Consider the following 19,600-nt stretch of genomic DNA (forward strand, 5'->3'; position numbering starts at 1 on the left):
CCGGCAACAGAAATTTAACTGAAAATAAGGTAAACACTTCAGGTGTAATTGTCGATATAGTGGAAGAGTGTGGTAATAACCACCGATAAACTTACTGCCTAAGGAGAGAACAGATGACCGTGTACAGGAAAATGACGAAGATGCTCCTCATTTTGATAATGGTTACCGCCGCAGCTTTTCCGGTAAACGTCTTTGCAGCTACAGGCGATACGAACTCGATTGATTTTGACAGCTCGGCAAAAGTGGAGCTTACCGTTGGACAAACCCCCAAACAGCTTAAAGTATATGCCAACATTGAAGGGTCCTCCTCTAAGAAGGACGTGACCGCAGCTTCAACCTGGGTATCCTCAAATACAAATGCAGTCAGAGTAGTCAACGGGCTGCTGACCCCGGTCGATACCGGAACAGCCATGATTACCGCTACATACCTAAATGCGGTAGCCACCCTGGAGGTGTCCGTTACCCATCCCTTTAAAGATTTGACCCTGGAGCGCAAGTCTGACGGGATTTACAAATTAGGTGACAGCGAAGATACGCTGCTCGTCACGGCCAAAGCCACAGGGGGACAATCGGCAACCTCGGTGAAGGATGTCTCGGCTGATGCTGACTGGAGCAGCTCCAATACAGGTGTATTGACCATCGAGGATGGCCAGATCACGCTGGTGGGTGAAGGTACCGCGACCATTACCGCCAAATATAAAGGACTAACCGCTACTTTTAAAGCCAAGGTAGAGCTGCCGTATTCAGCTATTGTTCTTAAACAAGATAATGTGGCTGTCAAGGAGCTTGAGCTGCTGGTCGGCGATGATCCGGTAGTGCTGACAGCTGTGACCAAAGCAACGGAGAAAAGTGAAGAACAGCCTATAGGCGATGAGGCAGAATGGACAAGCTCCAGCGAAAGTGTGGCAACAGTAGACGCCGGTACTATTACAGTAGTTGGTCCCGGTAAAGCTGTAATTACAGCAAAATACCTTGGCGTAGCCAAGTCCGTGGATGTTTATGTGCGTGCGCCGTATGAAGCGGTTCTGCTGACTCCTTCGGAGGATCAGACGCTTTTCCTGGGCGAGAGCCTGACAGTAAAAGCAGAAATGAGAAATGCTGTAAACTCAAAGCAAAACCAGTCTTCTGATGCAAACTGGTCTTCCGACAACCTGCTGGCGGCTACAGTTACTAAAGATGCAGCGACAGCAACAGTTACCGGCAAGGCGGTCGGTTCAGCAGTCATTAAGGCGGAGAGCCACGGTGTCAGCAAAACATTGAAGGTAACCGTGCTGCCGACTATTACTGAACTGGTACTGGATAAGTCCGAACTGGAAGCTTATACTGCGGACAGCGTCAGCCTGCCGAAGGTTAGCGGAACGAAGCTGGATGGAACGAAGCTGGATCTCAGCCAGGAAATTGCATGGTCCTCGGCCAACGAGGATATTGCCGAGATCAAGGATAACAAGCTGTCTGCCATCAAGGCGGGAACCGTAACGCTTACCGGTAATATCAAAGCGGGCAACGTCTCCTCCGGAGCTTCTCCGATTCGCGGGAAGAGCGTGGAGCTGAAAGTTACCGTGCAGAACAAGGTGCTGGTGCTGATTGGACCTGAGGATGCGCTGGGTCTCGTTATTGGTGAGGAACAGGGATTGCCGTCCGTAAATGCAGTTCTCGAAAACGGCGATGAGGTTGATGTTACAAGCACTATTACCTGGGAAATTACCGGGACCAATGCGGTCCTCAAGCAAACAGCGAACGGTAAAGTGATTAAAGGGCTGACGAAAGGGTCGGCTACACTTAAAGGTACGTATTCCAACAAAACCATCAGTATTCCGGTAACGATTGAGCAGAAGGTCGTGAAGCTCGTTGTAGAGCCTGGTGCAGTAGATCTGAATCTTAAAGCTTCCAAAGCGATCAAGGTAACGGGATATTTTGCAAACGGGAAGTCGGCGAATTTCTCCGGCGCGATGAACTGGGAATCCTCCAATACTGCAGTGGCCACTGTTAAGGGAACGACAGTCAAAGCTGTATCTGAAGGTACAGCGACAATGACCGGTTCCTATCAGGGTATCACCGCTACAGTTAAGGTCAACGTAGTGCCTAAGCTGACCAAGCTGACCGTGAATGAAACCAAGCTGGCACTTGCTGCCGGCGCGTCCCAGAGTGTAGTGGCAACAGCATTGTATGATACCGGCAAAACAGCTATCGTTACTGGCAGCGTAGTATGGACCAGCTCCAAACCTACAGTAGCAAAGGTGAATGCTTCCGGTACAATTACAGCGGTGGGCAAAGGAACAGCGTCCATCAAAGGCAAATGGAACAACAAGACGGTAACCGTAACGGTTACTGTAAAATAAATTCATCTGATCTGCAGAGCTGCTGTTCCGGCGCTTTGCAGATTTTTTTTGGCTAAAGCTATAGTAAACCCGAGTAATCCGATGTATAATTCTGAAAAGTACATAACAGGCGTATCCAGGTCAGGCAGAACATGCTGTACGCCATAGGTAAATCCAATTATCAAGGAGATGAAGCAGATGGCGAAGAGAGAGTTATTATCTATCAGATCGATTGTAGCGGTGGGGATCGGATCGGCCTTATTCGTAATTTTGGGAAGATTCGGTTCGATTCCCTCGGGCATTCCGAATACGAGCATTGAAACGACTTACGCGCTGCTTGCGTTATTTTCGCTGCTGTATGGTCCTGTAGCCGGACTGCTGATCGGACTTATCGGTCACACGCTGAAGGATTTCATTTTTTACGGCTCCCCCTGGTTCAGCTGGGTCATCTCTTCCGGACTGGTCGGGCTGATTATCGGCCTGCTGGTTGCCGGCATTTCCATCCAGGATGGTGTATTCGGCAAAAGAGAGATTATCCGCTTTAACCTGGCCCAGATTGTGGCCAATGCCATTGCCTGGTTCGCTGTAGCACCGACGCTGGACATTCTGATCTATGCAGAACCGGCGAATAAGGTATACACGCAAGGGCTGGCTGCCGGAGCGGCAAACATTGTAACGGTGGCTGTCATCGGCACGCTGCTCGCAGCAGCCTATGCCAAGACGCGCACCAAGCAGGGAAGCCTCAGGAAGCTGGGTTAATTGAATATTTAGCAGAAAGCCGGTGACAATCACCGGCTTTTCTGTTGAAATAAAGAGGATGCATACGGAACGAATTATTGAAAGAGGAAGGTAGAGATGAGCAAAGCCGTTATAGAATTTACAAATTTCAGCTTCACCTACCGGGCTCAGCAGGAGCCTACACTGCGCGGAATCAATCTGAGCATCAGAGAGGGCGAGAAGGTGTTAATTGTCGGCCCTTCGGGCAGCGGCAAGAGCACGCTTGCCCATTGCATCAACGGGCTGATCCCCTTTTACTACCCTGGAGAGACGGCCGGAAGCCTGCGCATCATGGGGAAGGAGCAGCAGGAGCAGAGTATCGCTGCTTTGTCACAAACGGTAGGGACTGTGCTGCAGGACCCGGACGGGCAGTTTGTCGGGCTTACAGTAGGCGAGGATATCGCTTTCGTGCTGGAGAACGCGGCAGTGCCCCTGCATGAAATGAAGGAGCGGGTAACTGCGGCAGCCAGGGCTGCCGGTATTGAGGAACTGCTGCCGGCTTCACCGCAGGAGCTCTCCGGCGGCCAGAAGCAGAAGACGATGCTGGCCGGCGTACTCGCCGGCAATGTCGATATTCTGCTGTTCGATGAACCGCTGGCCAGTCTCGATCCTTATACTGGTACCCGGACCATAGAACATATTGACCGGCTCCAGCGTGAAACCGGTAAAACGGTGATTATCATCGAACACCGGCTTGAGGAGGTCCTGCACCGGCCGGTGGACCGGATTATCATCATGAACGATGGGGTCATCGTTGCCGATCTGCCGCCTGCCGAGCTGCTGAGCTCCGGCCTGCTGGCCGGAACCGGGCTACGCGAGCCGCTGTATCTGACCGCGCTGCGGTATGCCGGTGTGGCGGTAACACCTGATCTCCAGCCCCAGCATCCGGAGATGCTCCGGCTGGATGCTGCCGCCGGACGGCTGCAGCAGTGGATTGACGGCTACCGGGAGCAGACAACTGCGGCTGAAGCCGTTCCGCTGCTTGAGCTGAAAGAGGTCAGCTTCGGCTATGACCGGGAGACAGCCGTGCTGGACAAACTGTCGCTGACCGTTAACCGGGGCGAGATGCTGGCCATCGCCGGCAGGAACGGGGCCGGGAAGTCTACCGTGTCCAAGCTGATCTGCGGCTTCTATAAGCCATCCTCGGGAAGCATCTGGCTGAACGGCCGTGATATCGGCCGGGATACCATCAAAGAGCGGGCGGAGCGCATCGGCTTTGTCATGCAGAATCCGAATCATATGCTGTCAAAGACGCTGCTGTATGATGAGGTCGCCCTTGGCCTTAAACTGCGCGATGTTCCAGAGGAACAGATCCGGGAACGTGTTCATGACGTGCTGCGAATCTGCGGCCTGCATGAATTCCGTGAATGGCCGGTATCTGCGCTCAGCTACGGGCAGAAGAAGCGGGTCACCATCGCTTCGATCCTGGTGCTGGAGCCGGAGATTATTATTCTGGATGAGCCGACCGCCGGCCAGGACTACCGGCATTATAATGAGATGATGGAATTTCTGCGGGGGCTGAGCAACCGGGGAATTACAGTAATCATGATCACGCATGATATGCATCTGATGCTGGAGTATGCGCAGCGGGCGATTGTGCTGGCGGACGGGAAGAAGGCGGGCGATGACCGGCCGGAGCGGATTTTGACGGACCGTTCTATTGTAGAGAAGGCCAACCTGAGGGAAACCTCGCTCTATACGCTTGCGCTAAGGGCGGGGCTGCAGCAGCCGGAGGCGCTGGTCCGCACGTTTATTGCTTTTGACCGGGAGGTGCGCCGCAGATGAGAGCCAAAATGCTGACTTATACGAAGCAGGACTCGCCGGTTCACCGTCTGAGCGGAGCAGCCAAGCTGATTGTGTTCATTGCCTGGTCGCTGACGGCAATGATTACCTACGATACGAGATGCCTGGTTGTCATGCTGCTGATCAGTCTTGTTTTGTTTAAAGTTTCAAAAGTGAGGTTTCAGGACTACGCTTTTGTGCTGTATTTTATCCTGTTCTTTTTTCTGCTTAACCATCTGGCGATTTTTCTGTTCTCTCCTCTGGAGGGTACACGGATTTACGGCACCCGCCACGATCTGTTCCACTTGGCCGGACGGTACACCGTTACAGCTGAACAGCTGTTCTACCAGCTTAATATCGCGCTGAAGTATGCCGTAGTCATCCCGGTGGCGCTGCTGTTCCTGCTGACGACAGATCCGAGTGAATTCGCCGCGTCCCTGAACCGGATCGGAGTGAACTATAAAATTGCTTATTCCGTATCGCTGGCGCTGCGTTATATTCCCGATATCCAGCGGGACTACGAGAATATCTCCTTCTCAGCGCAGGCAAGAGGAATTGATCTTTCCCGCAAAGAGAAGCTGCCCCGGCGTCTCAAAAATATCGTATCCATCCTGCTGCCGCTGATCCTGTCGAGCATTGAACGGATCGAGAAAATCAGCACGGCGATGGAGCTGCGCGGCTTCGGCAGCGGCCGGAAACGGACCTGGTACATGGGCCGCCCCATTACGGGCAGGGACTATATTGCCTTAGGGCTGATGCTGTTGCTGGCCGCGGCAGCGCTGATCCTTACTTTTTATGACGGCTCAAGATTCTACAGCATCTTCTAAATGTAAAGAATAGATTAGTATCACAGGGCAGTTTGAAGTATAATAGTACAGCGATTCTCCCGGCTAAGGAGAAACGCTGTGCAGGCGCCTTTCGGCAGCTGAGGCAGATTAAATGCGGCTGAGCCGCTGCTCGACTCTGGACCAGAGCGGCAGATAGCACAGCGGCAGCACGGCAAGTGAGCAGACGACATTGAAGATCGTCTGGGCATGGGCGAGCTGGGAGGCGGGGCCGCCGCCGAACAAGGCGGCCAGGTCCTGCAGCGGGCCGATGAACGGCAGGAACAGCACGGCGCCGCCGACGTTGAGCGCCACATGCGAGCCGGCGACGAACTTGCCGGAGGCTGAGCCGCCGATTGAAGCGATGACGGCGGTGACACAGGTACCGACATTGGCGCCGAGCACAATGGCGATGCCGATTTCCGGCGGCATGGTGCCTGCGGAAGCGAGACCCATTGCCATCCCGATGACCGCAGCGCTGCTGTGCAGCATCGCGGTCAGGCAGGCTCCGGCGGCCAGGCCCCACAGGGCGCTGGTGGCCGCATGGTCCAGGAACCAGCGGAACATGCCGCTGGCTTCAAGCGCGGGGCCGACCGACTGCATGACGGCGATGCCCCACAGCACCAGGGCAAAGCCGGCGACCGCCAGGCTGATGAACTGGAGCGGGCCAGAAACCTTGCGGCAGGCCTCGGCGGCCCGCCAGGTGAAGGGCGGCAGCTCGCCGACGATGACGGCAGCGGCCCACAGGCAGAGCGCCGCGGTGAACAGCGGCGCCGCGGCGGAGCTGATCTGCAGTCCGATCAGCTCGGTGGTCAGGCAGGTGCCGATGTTGCTGCCGAGGATAATGCCCAGCGTGCGGGCATACGTGAGCAGCCCGGCATTGACCATGCCGATGGTCAGCACGGTTACGGCGGTGCTGCTCTGCAGCAGCGCTGACAGCAGGCTGCTGGCGATAAGGCCCTTCACCGGCGTAGAGGTCGCTTTATGCAGGCTCCGCGTCAGCAGCGGGCCGGCGAGCTTCGCCAGCGCCGTCTCCATCAGCTTCATGCCGGCGAGAAATATAACAAGGCCGTATATGACAGGGAACAGCAGGTCACGGATCATAAGGACATGCTCCTTTGAACGGGGGTTGTACACCAATATATGAAAGCAATGCAGTGGACATGTATGAAATTAACAATAGGAACAGGGAGTTGAAGTCATTGGCATCGGTTATTCTGGAACGCGGCCGCAAAAAAAGACTGGAGCAGGGCCACCCGTGGGTGTTCGCAAGTGAGGTAGCTTCAGTGGACGGAGAGGCGCAGGCCGGCGGTTTGGTGGATGTGCTTAATCATCAGGGGAGATATCTGGCGACCGGATATTACAATCCGGCCTCACAGATCCGGGTGAGAATTGTATCACAGTCCCCGCTCGCCGGGATGGATACGGCATTTTTTGTTGAACGGTTTACAAGCTGCCTGCAGCACCGGGAACGGTTTCTGCCGGGAGCAGACGCATACCGTTTCGTATACGGCGAGGCGGATTTTTTGCCGGGCCTGATTATTGACCGGTTCGGGGATGTTCTGGTTGTGCAGCTGCTGACACTGGGCATGGACACATGCCGGGACGCTATCGTGGAGGCGCTCGTACAGGTGATGGCACCGCAGGGCATTTATGAGCGCAGCGATGTTTCCGTCCGTGAACTGGAAGGCCTTGAGCAGAGAACCGGCGTACTGTACGGCGAATGTCCGCGGCATATTACGGTGACTGAGAACGGGCTTAAGGTGATTGTTGATATTGAAGAAGGCCAGAAGACCGGATATTTCTTCGACCAGCGCGAGAACCGGGCATCGATTGCTCCGCTGATGAAGGGCTGGGGCGGACGCAGCGGCATTACGCTGCAGGAAGTCGAGACCGAAGACGGATCTGTGCAGACCCTTCCGGTTAACAAAAGCGGCAAGCCGGTCACCTTCCCTTACTGGGATGGCGCAACCGTGCTGGAGTGCTTCGCGCATACGGGTAGCTTCACACTGCATGCCTGCAAATACGGCGCGAAAAAAGTAACCTGTCTTGACGTATCCGCCCATGCGATCGAAAGCGCCAAGGCGAATGTCGAGATCAACGGCTTCACGGACCGCGTTGAATTTGTTGTGGACGATGCGTTTGCCTTCCTGCGCAATCAGGTAAAAGGGCTGGAGGAGCGCTCGGAGCGGGCTACCAGCAAAGCAGACGTCAATCCGGGCGGCAAGCCGGCAGCCAAGACAGATACGGCCAAGCCGATGACCGCCGGCGGCGGACGAACCTGGGATGTCGTCATCCTGGACCCGCCTGCTTTTGCCAAAACCAAAAGCGCAGTAGCGGGAGCCGTCCGCGGCTACAAGGACATCAACCTGCATGGCATGAAGCTGGTTAACGAGGGCGGCTATCTGGTAACGGCCAGCTGCTCGTACCATATGCAGCCTCAGCTGTTCCTCGACACCATCGCCGAAGCGGCCAAGGATGCCGGCAAGGTGCTGCGCCTGATCGAATGGCGCGCAGCCGGCAAGGACCACCCGCAGATTCTCGGAGTGGACGAGGGCCATTACCTGAAATTTGCCGTGTTTGAGGTACGGAGCAAGAAATAATGAGCTGATGCGGCCTGCGCTGACTTCTGGCGCACGCGTATAGGCGAAACCAAGGTCAAAAATGCCCTTGATTCTGCCTGCCGCGGTCAAAAGAGCAAAATCAAGGTCAAAAATGCCCTTGATTCCAGCTGCCGCGGGCAAAAGGTCGAAATCAAGTGCAAAAATGCCCTTGATTCCAGCTGCCGCGGGCAAAAGGCGAAATCAAGGTCAAAAATCCCTTGATTCTGCCTGCCCCCTGCAATAGGCCGGGGACGCTGCAAAATAGCTACATTACAGAGAGTACCCCCAGGTACTCTTTTTCTTTTGCAAACCTTTACTCACCACCATATACTGCCCCTAACTAATAGGGCCGAACCATATGCTGAACCAGACTGAAGGCCGCAGCAGCGGTCATCAAGTGATAGATGCGCACAAATCGCTGGTCTGTTACGGATTTCAATATACGTATCACCTGGACGGGAGCTATTCCGAGATTACCCCGCCCGGAGAGCCGGAAAGCGGAAGCTGCAAAAGCCTGCTGACCCGGGGACATATCCAGGTGACCGATTTTAGCCTGGTGTTCCACCTTGACATTGACTGTACGTGCAGAATGCCCGCTACCGCTTTTTCAGCATCGACATGAGCCCGGAGCATTTTGGCCAGATAACGGAGGAACTAAGCGGGGACGAACGGCTGCGTCTCTTTAGCGGAGGGGATGTATGGTTTACCAAAAATAAAATCACACCCGTCATCCGCCAGATTCTGGCGCAGATTGCCGACTGTATATACAGCGGGGGCGTGCGGAAACTGTACCTGGAAAGTAAAATGCTGGAGCTGCTCGCGTTATATCTCAATGAGTCATTGTATGAAACGCAGCGGATTTCTTCCGGCGAGAAATTGTCAAAAGAGGATATTCCGAGTCTACAGCTGGCAAAAAGAGCTGCTGCAACGCGATTACCCCAGCCGCCTATAATGTCCGGCCTGTACCCTCTAATCTGCCTCAATGAATTCAAGCTCAAAAAGGGCTTCAGGGAAATGTTCCGCAACACCGTCCCTGTCTTTGTGACTGAGCAGCGGCTGCAGCATGCCAGACAGATGCTGGAGCAGGGCTAAATGAGTGTGTGACGAAGCTGTGTATGGATCTGGTGCAAGCCGCATAAGGAGAAGATTGCCTGCAGCTGCGCCGGATTCGCTGTTGTAATCGTAAGCTCCAGGCTGCTCGCCTTGTATAAACCGGTAACGGCCCTTTCTACCAAAAAAGGATATGGCTGCCCGGGCCATGTATTCTCCGGAGAAGCCGAGGCGCAGGAGTGGCTTAAAGTGCTGCTACCAAAAAAAATAGGATCGTTATGATCATGTCAAAACAGGGATACAGCCGCAGGCATTGCGGTTGTTTTCTTACGCTGCTTACAGGTAAATATTGAGATTTGAAAACAATGGCAAACGTACGTTCTATTAAGAGATTTGCAGATATGCTATAATGTTGGGACGAATGTAACAAGGGTGCCGGGGTCTACGCACCCCATCTGCACCACGGAAGGAGTCTACTGCAATGACGGTGAACTTTTTGCTAGGCCGCTCGGGCAGCGGCAAAACTACGAAAATTTGGGAGGAGGTCTCCTCCCGGCTGGAATCAGAGCCGCTGGGGGCACCGCTGATTGTGCTTGTGCCTGAACAGGGCTCATTCAGTGCGGAACGGGGGCTGCTGAGTACGGCAAAAGCTAAGGGCAGCGTCAGGGCCCAGACGCTCAGCTTCTCCCGGCTGGCTTACCGGGTGAAGCAGGAGACGGGGGGCAGCGCGGGTCTGCCGATCAGCGAGGAAGGCAAGAAAATGCTGCTCTACAAAATTATCAGCCGCCGCAAGGATGAGCTGAAGCTGTTCGGCGCCTCCGGTGACCGGCCCGGCTTCGTTGAACGGCTGAGCAGCCTGCATACCGAGCTGAAGCGCTGCTGCCTCGGAACTAATGATTTGGAGGAGCAGCTGTCAAGAATGCGGGACTCTTCGGGCAGCCCGATTCTGGCCGGCAAGCTGGATGATCTGCAGCTTGTATTCAGCGATCTGGAGCGGGCAATGACGGGACTGTATATCGATGAAGAAGACAGGCTGGCTGAACTCGCCGCACATATTCCGGATTCTTCATTTATCCGCGGCGCCGAAGTCTGGGTAGACGGATTTCATGGCTTTACTCCACAAGAATTTTTGGTGCTGCGCGAAATCATGCTGCATGCCTCCAAGGTAACCGTGGCGCTGACCCTGGACAAAATTTATCCGCCCGGGCTGCAGCCGCATGAGCTGGAGCTGTTTCATCCGCCGGCTGTTACCTATATCAAGCTGCGCGGGATGGCGGAGGAGGCGGGGCTTGAGGTCTGGGATGAGCTGCTTGCCCCAACTGTATTACCGCGTTTTGCGGACAGTCCCGCCCTTGCTCATCTGGAACGCAGCTACGGACGCCGCTGGAAGTGGAACGGCGCTGCCGGACAGGTTGGCAGAGAACTATCGGTAACGGCAGCCTCCTCCCGCAGGACCGAGGTTGAAGGCGCGCTGCGGGAAATGCTCCGCCTTGCCCGCGAGGAAGGGGCAAGATACGGTGAAATGGCCGTATTTGTACGGAATATCAGCGACTACGAGGCATTGGTTGCCCCGTTATTCGAAGATTACGGCATTCCCTTTTTTCTTGACCAAAAGGCCAGTGAGCTGCATCATCCGCTGGCGGAATTTATCCGCTCTGCGCTGGATACCGTGCGCCGCCGCTGGCGTTACGAGGACGTGTTCCGCTGTGTGAAGACCGACCTGCTGCTGCCGCTGGACGGCAGCCTGACCCGTGAGGATATGGATCAGCTCGAGAACTATGTGCTTGCCTGCGGCATCCAGGGTTATCGCTGGACTAACGGCAAGCCGTGGAAGGGAATACCGAGCCTGTCGCTTGAAGGGGCCAGAGTTGTGGATGAGGCTCTGTTGGCGAAGATGGAAGCGTGCCGTGAAGCAATTACCGGGCCTCTCTATGCTTTTGAGAAGCGGGTCAAGCGGAGCCGTACCGGTCTTGAGCTGTGTACAGCCGTCTATCAGCTGCTGCAGGAAGCGGATATCGCACGCAAGCTGGAGCAGCAAAGTGCGGCAGCCCTGGAGCAGGGTGAGCCGGCGGCTTCCCGTGAGAACAGCCAGCTGTGGGATGCAGTGCTTGACCTGCTGGACCAGATTGCCGAAATGATGGGCGAAGAGCGGCTGGAGTTTGAGCTGTTCGCCGGAGTGCTGGAAACGGGGCTTACCGAGCTCAGAATGGGACTTGTTCCGCCGTCTCTGGATCAGGTGCTGGTCGGGACGATGGACCGGACCCGGACTACTGGCGTAAAATATGCTTTTCTGCTCGGTTTTAATGAAGGGGTTGTTCCGGCCCAGTTCAAGGAAGACGGAATTCTCTCCGAAGGAGAGCGGCTGGTGCTGGAGAATGCCGGTATGGAGCTTGCGCCGGGAGCCGCGCGCAAGCTGCTGGACGAGCGGTTCCTGGTCTATAATGCGCTAACGACTGCCAGCTGCAGATTGTGGATCAGCTATGCGACTGCGGATGATGAAGGCAAGGCACTTTTGCCTTCCGAGATTATCCGCCAGCTGCACGTTATGTTCCCTGAGAGTTTGACCGAACATATCACGTCCGGGTTCCCTTCGACAATCCAGCCGGACGATACTGACGGGGAAGCCCGGCACCTCGGCTTCATCGGCCAGCCGGAGCAGACACTGCGTATGCTGATTATGCAGCTCCGTCAGTGGAAGCAGGGCGTGGACATACCCGGCATCTGGTGGGATGCCTACAACTGGTACATCAGCGGGGGCCGGGAACGGCGGCTGCCGCTGGAGCGTCTGCTGAGATCGCTGTTCTACCGCAACAGCGGGATTCCGCTGCGGCGGGAGACGAGCCTGCGGCTGTACGGAGGTTCAACGCTGCGGGGCAGCGTCTCGCGGATGGAGAAATTCGTGGCCTGCTCCTTCTCCCATTTTGCCTCATATGGCCTAAGGCTTAAGGAGCGTCAGCTCTACAAGCTCCAGGCTCCAGATATCGGGCAGCTGTTCCATGCGGCACTGAGCGACATGGCCAAGCGTCTGCAGGATCAGGGTAAGGGCTGGGGCAGCCTGTCAGCAGAGGAATGCCGGAAGGAAGCCGGAGCGACGGTGGACAAGCTTGCCCCGCTGCTGCAGGGAGAAATCCTCATGAGCACCAAACGGTACGGATATATTTCCCGCAAGCTCAAGAATATTGTCGGGCGCGCCTCGATTATTCTAGGCGAGCATGCCCGCCGGGGCAGCTTTGAGCCGGCGGGGCTGGAGCTGGATTTTGGACCGGGCAAGGATCTGCCGCCGCTGAGAATCACCCTGCCCAACGGCTGTGTGATGGAGGTAGTCGGGCGGATTGACCGGGTGGATAAGGCGGAAAGCGAGCAGGGCGTGCTGCTGCGGGTAATCGACTACAAATCGAGCCAGAAGGATCTGAGGCTGCATGAGGTGTATTACGGCTTGTCGCTGCAGATGCTGACCTATCTCGATGTGCTGCTTACCTATTCGGAGCAGTGGCTGGGCCGGGCGGCCCTTCCAGCTGGAACGTTATATTTTCACGTACATGACCCCTTGCTTACGTCACCGAACGGCCTTAACCGCGAACAGGCTGCGCAGGAGCTGCTCAAGCGGTTCAAAATGAAGGGGCTGCTGACTGCCGACCGTGAGGTAGTCTCGCTGATGGATACAACGCTGGACAAAGGCTATTCCTCCATAGTACCTGTAGCGCTAAAAAGTGACGGAAGCTTCTACAGCAGTGCGTCCGTAGCTACGCCTGAGCAGTGGGGACAGCTTTTGACCGCAGTACGCAGCAATATTACAGAGATCGGGACGCGGATTACGGAAGGGGATGTAGCTATCCAGCCTTACCGGATTCAGCAGGAGACAGCTTGTACCTTCTGCTCGTTCCGGCCGGTTTGCCAGTTCGATGAGGCGGTAGAAGGCAACGGTTATAACAATCTGGGCAAACCGGGCAAGGATGCTGTCTGGGAGCTGCTGTCGAATAAAGGAGGAGAGAAGCCGTGAGGATCAGGGCGGAAATGGAACCAAAGCCGGAAGGCAGCTTTTGGAGCGACGACCAGTGGCGGGCGATCGCCGAGAGCGGTGACGATATACTCGTTGCAGCTGCAGCAGGCTCAGGCAAAACGGCGGTACTGGTGGAGCGGATTATCCGCAAAATCAGCCGCGCGCAAACCGGCTTCAGCGTGGACCGGCTGCTCGTCGCCACGTTCACCAAAGCGGCAGCGTCGGAAATGCGCCAGCGGATCCGTGAGGCGCTGGAACAGAAGCTGGAGGAGGCGGAGGGCGCCGCAGGCGGGCAGAGCCCTGAGGTGGATCATCTGCGCCGCCAGCTGGCCCTGCTGGGCAGAGCTTCGATTACAACGCTTCACTCCTTCTGCCTGGAAGTCATCCGCAGATATTATCAGATCATCCCGATCGATCCGGGCTTCCGGATACTGAATGAGCATGAGGCGGAAATGATGCGCCAGGAGCTGCTGGAAGAGCTGCTGGAAGAGAAATACGGGGAAATGAATGAGGAAGAGGAGGACCCCGTATTTGTACAGCTGGCTGACTGGTTCAGCGGGGAGCGCAGCGATGATGCAGTGCATGCGCTGATACAGCGGCTGCATGATTTTTCGCGCAGTCATCCGTGGCCTGACCAGTGGTTGCGGGACACTGCGGCTGATTTTGCGCTGCCGGACACGGAGAGTCTGGGAGAGACCCCGTGGGTGCAGAGCATCCTGGCTGAAGCCAAGCTGACGTTGGACGGCGCTGCCAGCCAGCTGCTGCAGGCCAGGGAGATTGCCCTGCAGCCGGGCGGGCCTGCCCCGTATGCGGATAATCTGGCCGAGGATCTGGCCATGGTGCACGGGATGCAGGAGGCGCTGGCCTCGCGGCCCTGGGCGGAGCTGTATGATGTGTTTGTGGAAATCTATTTCGGCAAGCTTAAGGCCTGCCGGAAGGATTCAACCGATCCAGGACTGCAGGAGATGGTCAAGGAGCTCCGCGACAATGTGAAGAAGAGTCTGCTGGAGCTGCAGAAATCACTGTTCGGGCGTCCCGCTGATGCTTTTCTGGCAGAGCTGCATGAGGCGGCTCCGCTGATGCATGAGCTGGCGGAGACCGTTATCGCCTTCGGTGAGCGTTACCGCCAGGAGAAGGCCGGGCGGGGGCTGGTCGACTTCAGTGATCTGGAGCATTACTGCCTGCAGATTCTGCGTCATCCTGATTCGCAGCCGGGCCATTCGCTTCCTTCGGATGCCGCGGTGGAATACCGTGAGCAGTTCGATGAGGTGCTGCTCGATGAATATCAGGATACCAACAGTGTGCAGGAGGAAATTGTCCGGCTGATTGCGCGTGAGGCGCCGGGTAACCGGTTCATGGTCGGCGACATGAAGCAGAGCATCTACCGGTTCCGGCTTGCCGAGCCGGGGCTGTTCCTGGACAAATACAACAGCTTCAGTGCAGCGGGCGGCGTTGAAGCAAAGAACGCGTCTCCTGCAGGCACAGAAGACGGGACCGCTCCGAGCGGCATGGTTATCGACCTGGCCCGCAATTTCCGCAGCCGGATGGAGGTCGTGAATGCCGTTAATATGGTGTTCCGGCAGATTATGGACAAGACGGTCGCCGAGATCAGCTATGATGAACGGGCTGAGCTCGTATACGGGGCGAACTTTCCCGGTGCGGCCGAGAAGGGGCCGGATACTTATTTTGCCCCTGAGCTGCTGCTGATCGACAAAGGATCTTCCTCCGGCGGACGGACTGAAGAAGCCGGGGAAGACGGTGAAATCCCGGCCCAGGAGAATGATGCCATCGAGAGCGAAACGGCACAGCTGGAAGCACGGGCCATTGCCCGGCGCATCTCGCAGATGACCGGTATGACCGGCGGCGCACCGCTGCTGATTTATGATAAGTCACAGAAACTGATGCGTCCGGTAGTCTACGGGGACATCGTTATACTGCTGCGCTCGGCCCGGATCTGGACACCGCTGATGATCGAAGAGCTGCGCTTGGAAGGCATTCCGGCCTTCGGGGACCAGAACAAGGGCTATTTTCAGGCTACCGAAGTGGAAATTGCCCTTTCGCTGCTGCAGATTACAGATAATCCAAGCCAGGACATTCCGCTGGCCGGGGTGCTCCGCTCGCCCGTTGTCGGCTTGACCGAGGAGGAGCTGGCCGCCGTCCGTCTGTGCAGCAACGGGACTTTCTATGACGCACTCACAGCTGCTGCCGGGGGGCAAACGGCCGTGACCGGGGCCGATAATCAGGCTCAGGCGGAGATTGCAGCAGCACTGGAACATTCCGATTCTGCAGATTCCGGCACAGAGTCTTCAATACAGATCCCGCCGCGGCTGCGTGAGAAGCTGCAGCATTTCCTTAACCAGCTTGAGGGCTGGAGAAATGCCGCAAGGCAGGGGAGTCTGAGCACGCTGATCTGGCGCATTTACGGGGAAAGCGGTTATCTGGAATGGGTCGGCGGCCTGCCGGGCGGCTTCCAGCGCCAGAACAACCTCAAAGCCTTGTATGACCGGGCTGTCCAGTTCGAAAATGATACTACGGCCCGCGGGCTGTTCCGCTTTCTCGTCTTTATCAACCGTCTCCGTGAAAACGGGGGTGACCTCGGGGTTGCCGCAGGAACCGGTGAAGAAACCGGCGGGGTAAATATCATGACAATCCATAAGTCCAAAGGTCTGGAATTCCCGGTTGTTTTCATCGCCGGGATGGCGAAGCAATTCAACCGCCAGGATCTGCATTCCCCGTTCCTGATGCATAAGGAGCTGGGCTTCGGCCCGCGCTTTGTGGAGCGGGAGACGAGAGTCAGCTATCCGACCCTTCCGTATCTTGCTATCAACCGGCGGTCCCGGCTGGAGCTGCTGGCTGAGGAAATGCGTGTGCTTTATGTAGCCTTAACCCGGCCGCGCGACAAAATGATTCTCGTCGGCACGCTGCGCGATGTGCCGCGCACTGTAACCGCCTGGGCGGGCACGCAGAACCGTGAGGAGCTGCTGCTTGCCGATCATCTGCTGGCCAGGGGCCGCAGCTATCTGGATTGGGTCGGCCCGGCGCTGATCCGCCATCCTGCCGCAGCCATTCTGCGCAAGCTGGCCGGTATAGAGGGGACGGGATCAACGGTACTGCACGGCGACAGCTCCAACTGGAGCATTTCCGTGACGAATGCCGCAGCGCTAAGCTCAAACTCTCCTTTTGCCGCGGAAGACGATGCAGCCAAAAACGAGGAAAAGCGGCAGGTGCTTGAAGCACTGCGCAAAGGAAAGGCGGTACCCGCCTATTCCACAGCAGTGGCCGGGGAGATTGCCGCCAGACTTGAATGGCAGTATCCGCTGGCCGCAGCCTCCACTATTCCGGCGAAGACATCCGTTACGGAGCTGAAATCGATGCTCTCGCTGCAGGATCAGCCTTCCTTTGATCTGCTGGAGGAGCGTGCTGAAGCAGGCGGACGGAAAGACCGGGCGGGGGCAAAATCAGCTTCACGTGCGGACAGTCTTCATCTGCGGCGTCCCAAATTCATGGAGAAACGGGGCCTGACGGGAGCGGAACGCGGCACCGCCTACCATACGGTAATGCAGCATGTTCCGCTGGACGGACCGGTTGACCGGGCCGTGCTGGAAGCAACCCTGGCACGCCTTACCAGGGTTGCCATCCTGAGCGGTGAGCAGGCTGAGGCGGTTGAACTCGATGAAGTGGAAGCTTTTTATAGAAGTGAGCTGGGACGCAGACTGCTGGATGCCGAGTGGAAGCAGAGAGAGCAGCCGTTCAGTTATATGGTTCCGGCCGCCGAGGCTTATGAGGGACTGGATTATTATGATCATGCGGCAGCGGAGACTCCGGTGGCAGGCGGAGGTGCGCTTGCAGAAGCCGTGCTGATCCAGGGGGTCATCGATTGCCTGTTCCGCGAGAACGGGCGGCTGATCCTTGTCGATTACAAAACAGATGCCGTACTGGAGCATACAGGCGGGCTGGACGGGCTGAAGGAGAAATACCGTTTCCAGCTTGAGCTGTACAGCAAAGCGCTGCAGGACATCACAGGCGAGCCGGTCAGCGAGATCTGGCTATACTTTTTTGACGGCGGGCATGCTGTGAGTCTGTGAGTCTACTATATTGAACTGTCAAATTTTCCGGATAGTCCTGATAGAAAGAAAGATTAACGAATACCGCAAGTGGCGGGGAAAAGAGGGCGGAAATGCGCATATTGCATACAGGCGACTGGCACTTGGGCCGTACGCTGGAAGGCCGGAGCCGGCAGCAGGAGCAGGAGCAGTTCATTGATGAGCTGGTGGAAATTGCCGACGCCGGGCAGGCGGATCTTATTTTGATGGCGGGGGATGTCTATGATTCGGTCAATCCTCCCGCGGCGGCTGAGCAGCTGTTCTATGATGCGGCAGCCAGGCTGACTGCAGGCGGCAGGCCGCTTGTGGTCATCTCGGGCAATCATGACCAGCCGGAACGTGTGGCCTCCGTCTCCCCGCTGGTGCGCAGACAGGGCATTACACTGGTCGGTATGCCGACCTCGGAGCCGGTTACGGTGCATGCGGTGCGGACAGGCGAAATTGCCAAAATCGCTGCCCTCCCCTATCCCTCGGAAGCCCGTCTAGGCGAGCTGCTTGCCGGTGAGAGCGGGGAAGACGAGCTGCGGCTGGCATACAGTGCCCGAGTCGGCAGGCTGATGAAGCTGCTGGGCCGGGAGTTTACGCCGCAGACGGTAAATCTGGCAATGAGCCATATTTATGTGCTGGGCGGTGTGGAGAGTGATTCGGAGCGTCCGATCCAGGTTGGCGGTGCGTACACGATAGATCCGTCTGCCTTGTCCTGCGGCGCCCAGTATACAGCGCTCGGACATCTGCACCGCGCCCAGCGAGTTAAAGGGGACGGGATGATCCGTTACAGCGGATCGCCGCTGGCCTACAGCTTTTCCGAAGCAGGCCAGGCCAAGTCGGTAACGATGGTGGATGTTGCACCAGGGGGTGAGCCGGTATTTGAGGAGATTTATCTCAGCTGCGGCCGTCCGCTGGTGAACTGGAAATCCTCCGGCGGGCTGCAGGAGGTCTACAGCTGGCTTGATGAGGGCCGAGACGCCAATGCTTTTATCGATCTGGAGCTGCGGCTGACGGAAGCGATGTCGCTGAATGATATCCAGCGTCTGCGCAAGGCGCGGGAAGGGATTATTCATATCCGTCCGGTCTATCCGCAGATGGAGCTGGAGCTCGAACAGACCGCCCGGTCGCGCATGCCGGTCCAGGAGCTGTTCCGCAAATTTTACCAGCGGCAGACCGGCGGCGCGGAACCGGAGGATGAATTGATCCGGCTGTTCCTGGAGCTGGCGGAAGAAGAGGACCGGCGCCAGCCGGAGGAAGGGGAGGTGGGCTGACGTGAAGCCGATTCTATTAAAATTATCCGGATTGCAGAGCTACAGGGAGCAGCAGGAGATAGATTTTGCCAGTCTGACCGAGACAGGGCTGTTCGGGATTTTTGGCCCGACAGGCAGCGGCAAGTCCAGCCTGCTGGATGCCATAACGCTGGCGATGTACGGCAAGGTGGAGCGTGCAGTGAACGGTACGCAGGGAATCATGAACCATTCCGAGGATCAGCTTAGCGTGGCCTTTACCTTTGAGCTGGTCTCCTCTTCAGGCCCCCGCCGCTTCAGGGTGGAACGGAAGTTTAAACGCACCGGCGATCAGTCGGTCAGCAATACGATCAGCCGTTTCATTGAGCTTACGGAGGACGGCGATCATGTCCTGGCAGACAAGCTGGCTGATGTTACCCGCTGTGTGGAGGAGCATATCGGGCTCAAGATGGATGATTTCACCCGGGCGGTAGTGCTGCCGCAGGGCAAATTCGCCGAGTTCCTGTCGCTGCGGGGTGTCGACCGCAGACAGATGCTCCAGCGGCTGTTCCACCTGGAGCAGTACGGGGATCAGCTGGCGCTGAAGCTCAGCCGCAGGGTCAAGGACAATGAGGCTGCGCTGCGCGCACTGGAGGCTGAGCAGCAGGGGCTTGGCAGCGCCGGCAAAGCGGACGTGGAGGCGGCGGAAGTGCGGCTTACGGAAGCGGCCCGCCGCGCGGAGGAGTGCCGGAGGCTGCTGGAGGAAGCCCAGCAGCGTTCAGACCGCTTCGCGAAGATCCGCGAACTGCAGGAGGAGCGCACCCGCCGCGAGGCTAAGCGGCAGGCGCTGCTTGCCCAGGAGGACGGTATCCTCCTCCTGGAGCAGAAGCTCGGCCAGGCTGACGAGGCCGAGCAGCGGCTGGCTGTGC

At 57.0% G+C, this 19,600-nt stretch carries 12 protein-coding genes; 11 read left to right on the forward strand and 1 reads right to left on the reverse strand.

The window, feature by feature from the left end; genetic code table 11:
* Positions 1-113 precede the first annotated feature (113 nt).
* From AWJ19_RS14820 to AWJ19_RS14835, 4 genes are all read left to right on the forward strand, one after another.
* Entirely contained in the window at positions 114-2,339 is a 2,226-nt protein-coding gene (locus tag AWJ19_RS14820) for an Ig-like domain-containing protein (RefSeq protein ID WP_068724857.1), read from the forward strand.
* A 177-nt stretch (positions 2,340-2,516) separates the two neighbouring features.
* Positions 2,517-3,077: an ECF-type riboflavin transporter substrate-binding protein gene (locus tag AWJ19_RS14825; RefSeq protein WP_068724860.1), complete on the forward strand. Its 561-nt coding sequence runs from the start codon at positions 2,517-2,519 to the stop codon at positions 3,075-3,077.
* Between the two features lie 96 nt (positions 3,078-3,173).
* Positions 3,174-4,880, forward strand: a complete 1,707-nt coding sequence (locus AWJ19_RS14830; protein ID WP_068724861.1) for an ABC transporter ATP-binding protein — start codon at positions 3,174-3,176, stop codon at positions 4,878-4,880.
* Entirely contained in the window at positions 4,877-5,704 is an 828-nt protein-coding gene (locus AWJ19_RS14835) for an energy-coupling factor transporter transmembrane component T (RefSeq protein WP_068724862.1), read from the forward strand. The genes AWJ19_RS14830 and AWJ19_RS14835 overlap by 4 nt, the downstream gene beginning before the upstream one ends.
* Positions 5,705-5,812: 108 nt before the next feature.
* Here AWJ19_RS14835 and AWJ19_RS14840 read toward each other — a convergent pair whose 3' ends face one another.
* Positions 5,813-6,805, reverse strand: coding sequence for a Na/Pi symporter (locus AWJ19_RS14840; protein ID WP_068724863.1), 993 nt, complete (start codon positions 6,803-6,805; stop codon positions 5,813-5,815).
* A gap of 98 nt (positions 6,806-6,903) precedes the next feature.
* Between AWJ19_RS14840 and AWJ19_RS14845 the strand changes: the two genes are divergently transcribed.
* From AWJ19_RS14845 to AWJ19_RS14875, 7 genes are all read left to right on the forward strand, one after another.
* Positions 6,904-8,304: a class I SAM-dependent rRNA methyltransferase gene (locus tag AWJ19_RS14845; RefSeq protein WP_068724864.1), complete on the forward strand. Its 1,401-nt coding sequence runs from the start codon at positions 6,904-6,906 to the stop codon at positions 8,302-8,304.
* 358 nt (positions 8,305-8,662) lie between these two features.
* Positions 8,663-8,926 carry a hypothetical protein gene (locus AWJ19_RS14850; RefSeq protein WP_068724865.1) on the forward strand — a complete coding sequence of 88 codons (264 nt, stop codon included), beginning with the start codon at positions 8,663-8,665 and terminating at the stop codon, positions 8,924-8,926.
* A complete protein-coding gene (locus AWJ19_RS14855) occupies positions 8,887-9,396 on the forward strand; it encodes an AraC family transcriptional regulator (RefSeq protein WP_128083610.1) in 510 nt (169 codons plus the stop codon). The genes AWJ19_RS14850 and AWJ19_RS14855 overlap by 40 nt, the downstream gene beginning before the upstream one ends.
* Positions 9,397-9,835: 439 nt before the next feature.
* The gene (gene addB / locus AWJ19_RS14860) at positions 9,836-13,354 is read left to right on the forward strand and encodes a helicase-exonuclease AddAB subunit AddB (RefSeq protein WP_068724868.1); all 3,519 of its coding nucleotides are present in this window, start codon (positions 9,836-9,838) and stop codon (positions 13,352-13,354) included.
* 14 nt (positions 13,355-13,368) lie between these two features.
* Positions 13,369-17,439 carry a helicase-exonuclease AddAB subunit AddA gene (gene addA, locus AWJ19_RS14865; RefSeq protein WP_068724881.1) on the forward strand — a complete coding sequence of 1,357 codons (4,071 nt, stop codon included), beginning with the start codon at positions 13,369-13,371 and terminating at the stop codon, positions 17,437-17,439.
* A gap of 92 nt (positions 17,440-17,531) precedes the next feature.
* Positions 17,532-18,716, forward strand: coding sequence for an exonuclease SbcCD subunit D (locus tag AWJ19_RS14870; protein WP_068724870.1), 1,185 nt, complete (start codon positions 17,532-17,534; stop codon positions 18,714-18,716).
* A gap of 1 nt (position 18,717) precedes the next feature.
* On the forward strand, positions 18,718-19,600 hold an 883-nt coding region (locus AWJ19_RS14875; protein WP_157890014.1), incomplete at its 3' end, for an AAA family ATPase.

Origin of the sequence: Paenibacillus sp. DMB5 (assembly GCF_001517085.1) — a bacterium.
Lineage (GTDB): Bacteria > Bacillota > Bacilli > Paenibacillales > Paenibacillaceae > Paenibacillus_AQ.

Bases quoted from the DNA above. Each gene is read 5' to 3' on its own strand.
- AWJ19_RS14840 (WP_068724863.1), bottom strand. From the start codon at position 6,805: ATGATCCGTGACCTGCTGTTCCCTGTCATATACGGCCTTGTTATATTT.
- AWJ19_RS14830 (WP_068724861.1), top strand. From the start codon at position 3,174: ATGAGCAAAGCCGTTATAGAATTTACAAATTTCAGCTTCACCTACCGG.
- AWJ19_RS14870 (WP_068724870.1), top strand. From the start codon at position 17,532: ATGCGCATATTGCATACAGGCGACTGGCACTTGGGCCGTACGCTGGAA.
- AWJ19_RS14835 (WP_068724862.1), top strand. From the start codon at position 4,877: ATGAGAGCCAAAATGCTGACTTATACGAAGCAGGACTCGCCGGTTCAC.
- AWJ19_RS14825 (WP_068724860.1), top strand. From the start codon at position 2,517: ATGGCGAAGAGAGAGTTATTATCTATCAGATCGATTGTAGCGGTGGGG.
- AWJ19_RS14850 (WP_068724865.1), top strand. From the start codon at position 8,663: ATGCTGAACCAGACTGAAGGCCGCAGCAGCGGTCATCAAGTGATAGAT.
- AWJ19_RS14820 (WP_068724857.1), top strand. From the start codon at position 114: ATGACCGTGTACAGGAAAATGACGAAGATGCTCCTCATTTTGATAATG.
- addB (WP_068724868.1), top strand. From the start codon at position 9,836: ATGACGGTGAACTTTTTGCTAGGCCGCTCGGGCAGCGGCAAAACTACG.
- addA (WP_068724881.1), top strand. From the start codon at position 13,369: ATGGAACCAAAGCCGGAAGGCAGCTTTTGGAGCGACGACCAGTGGCGG.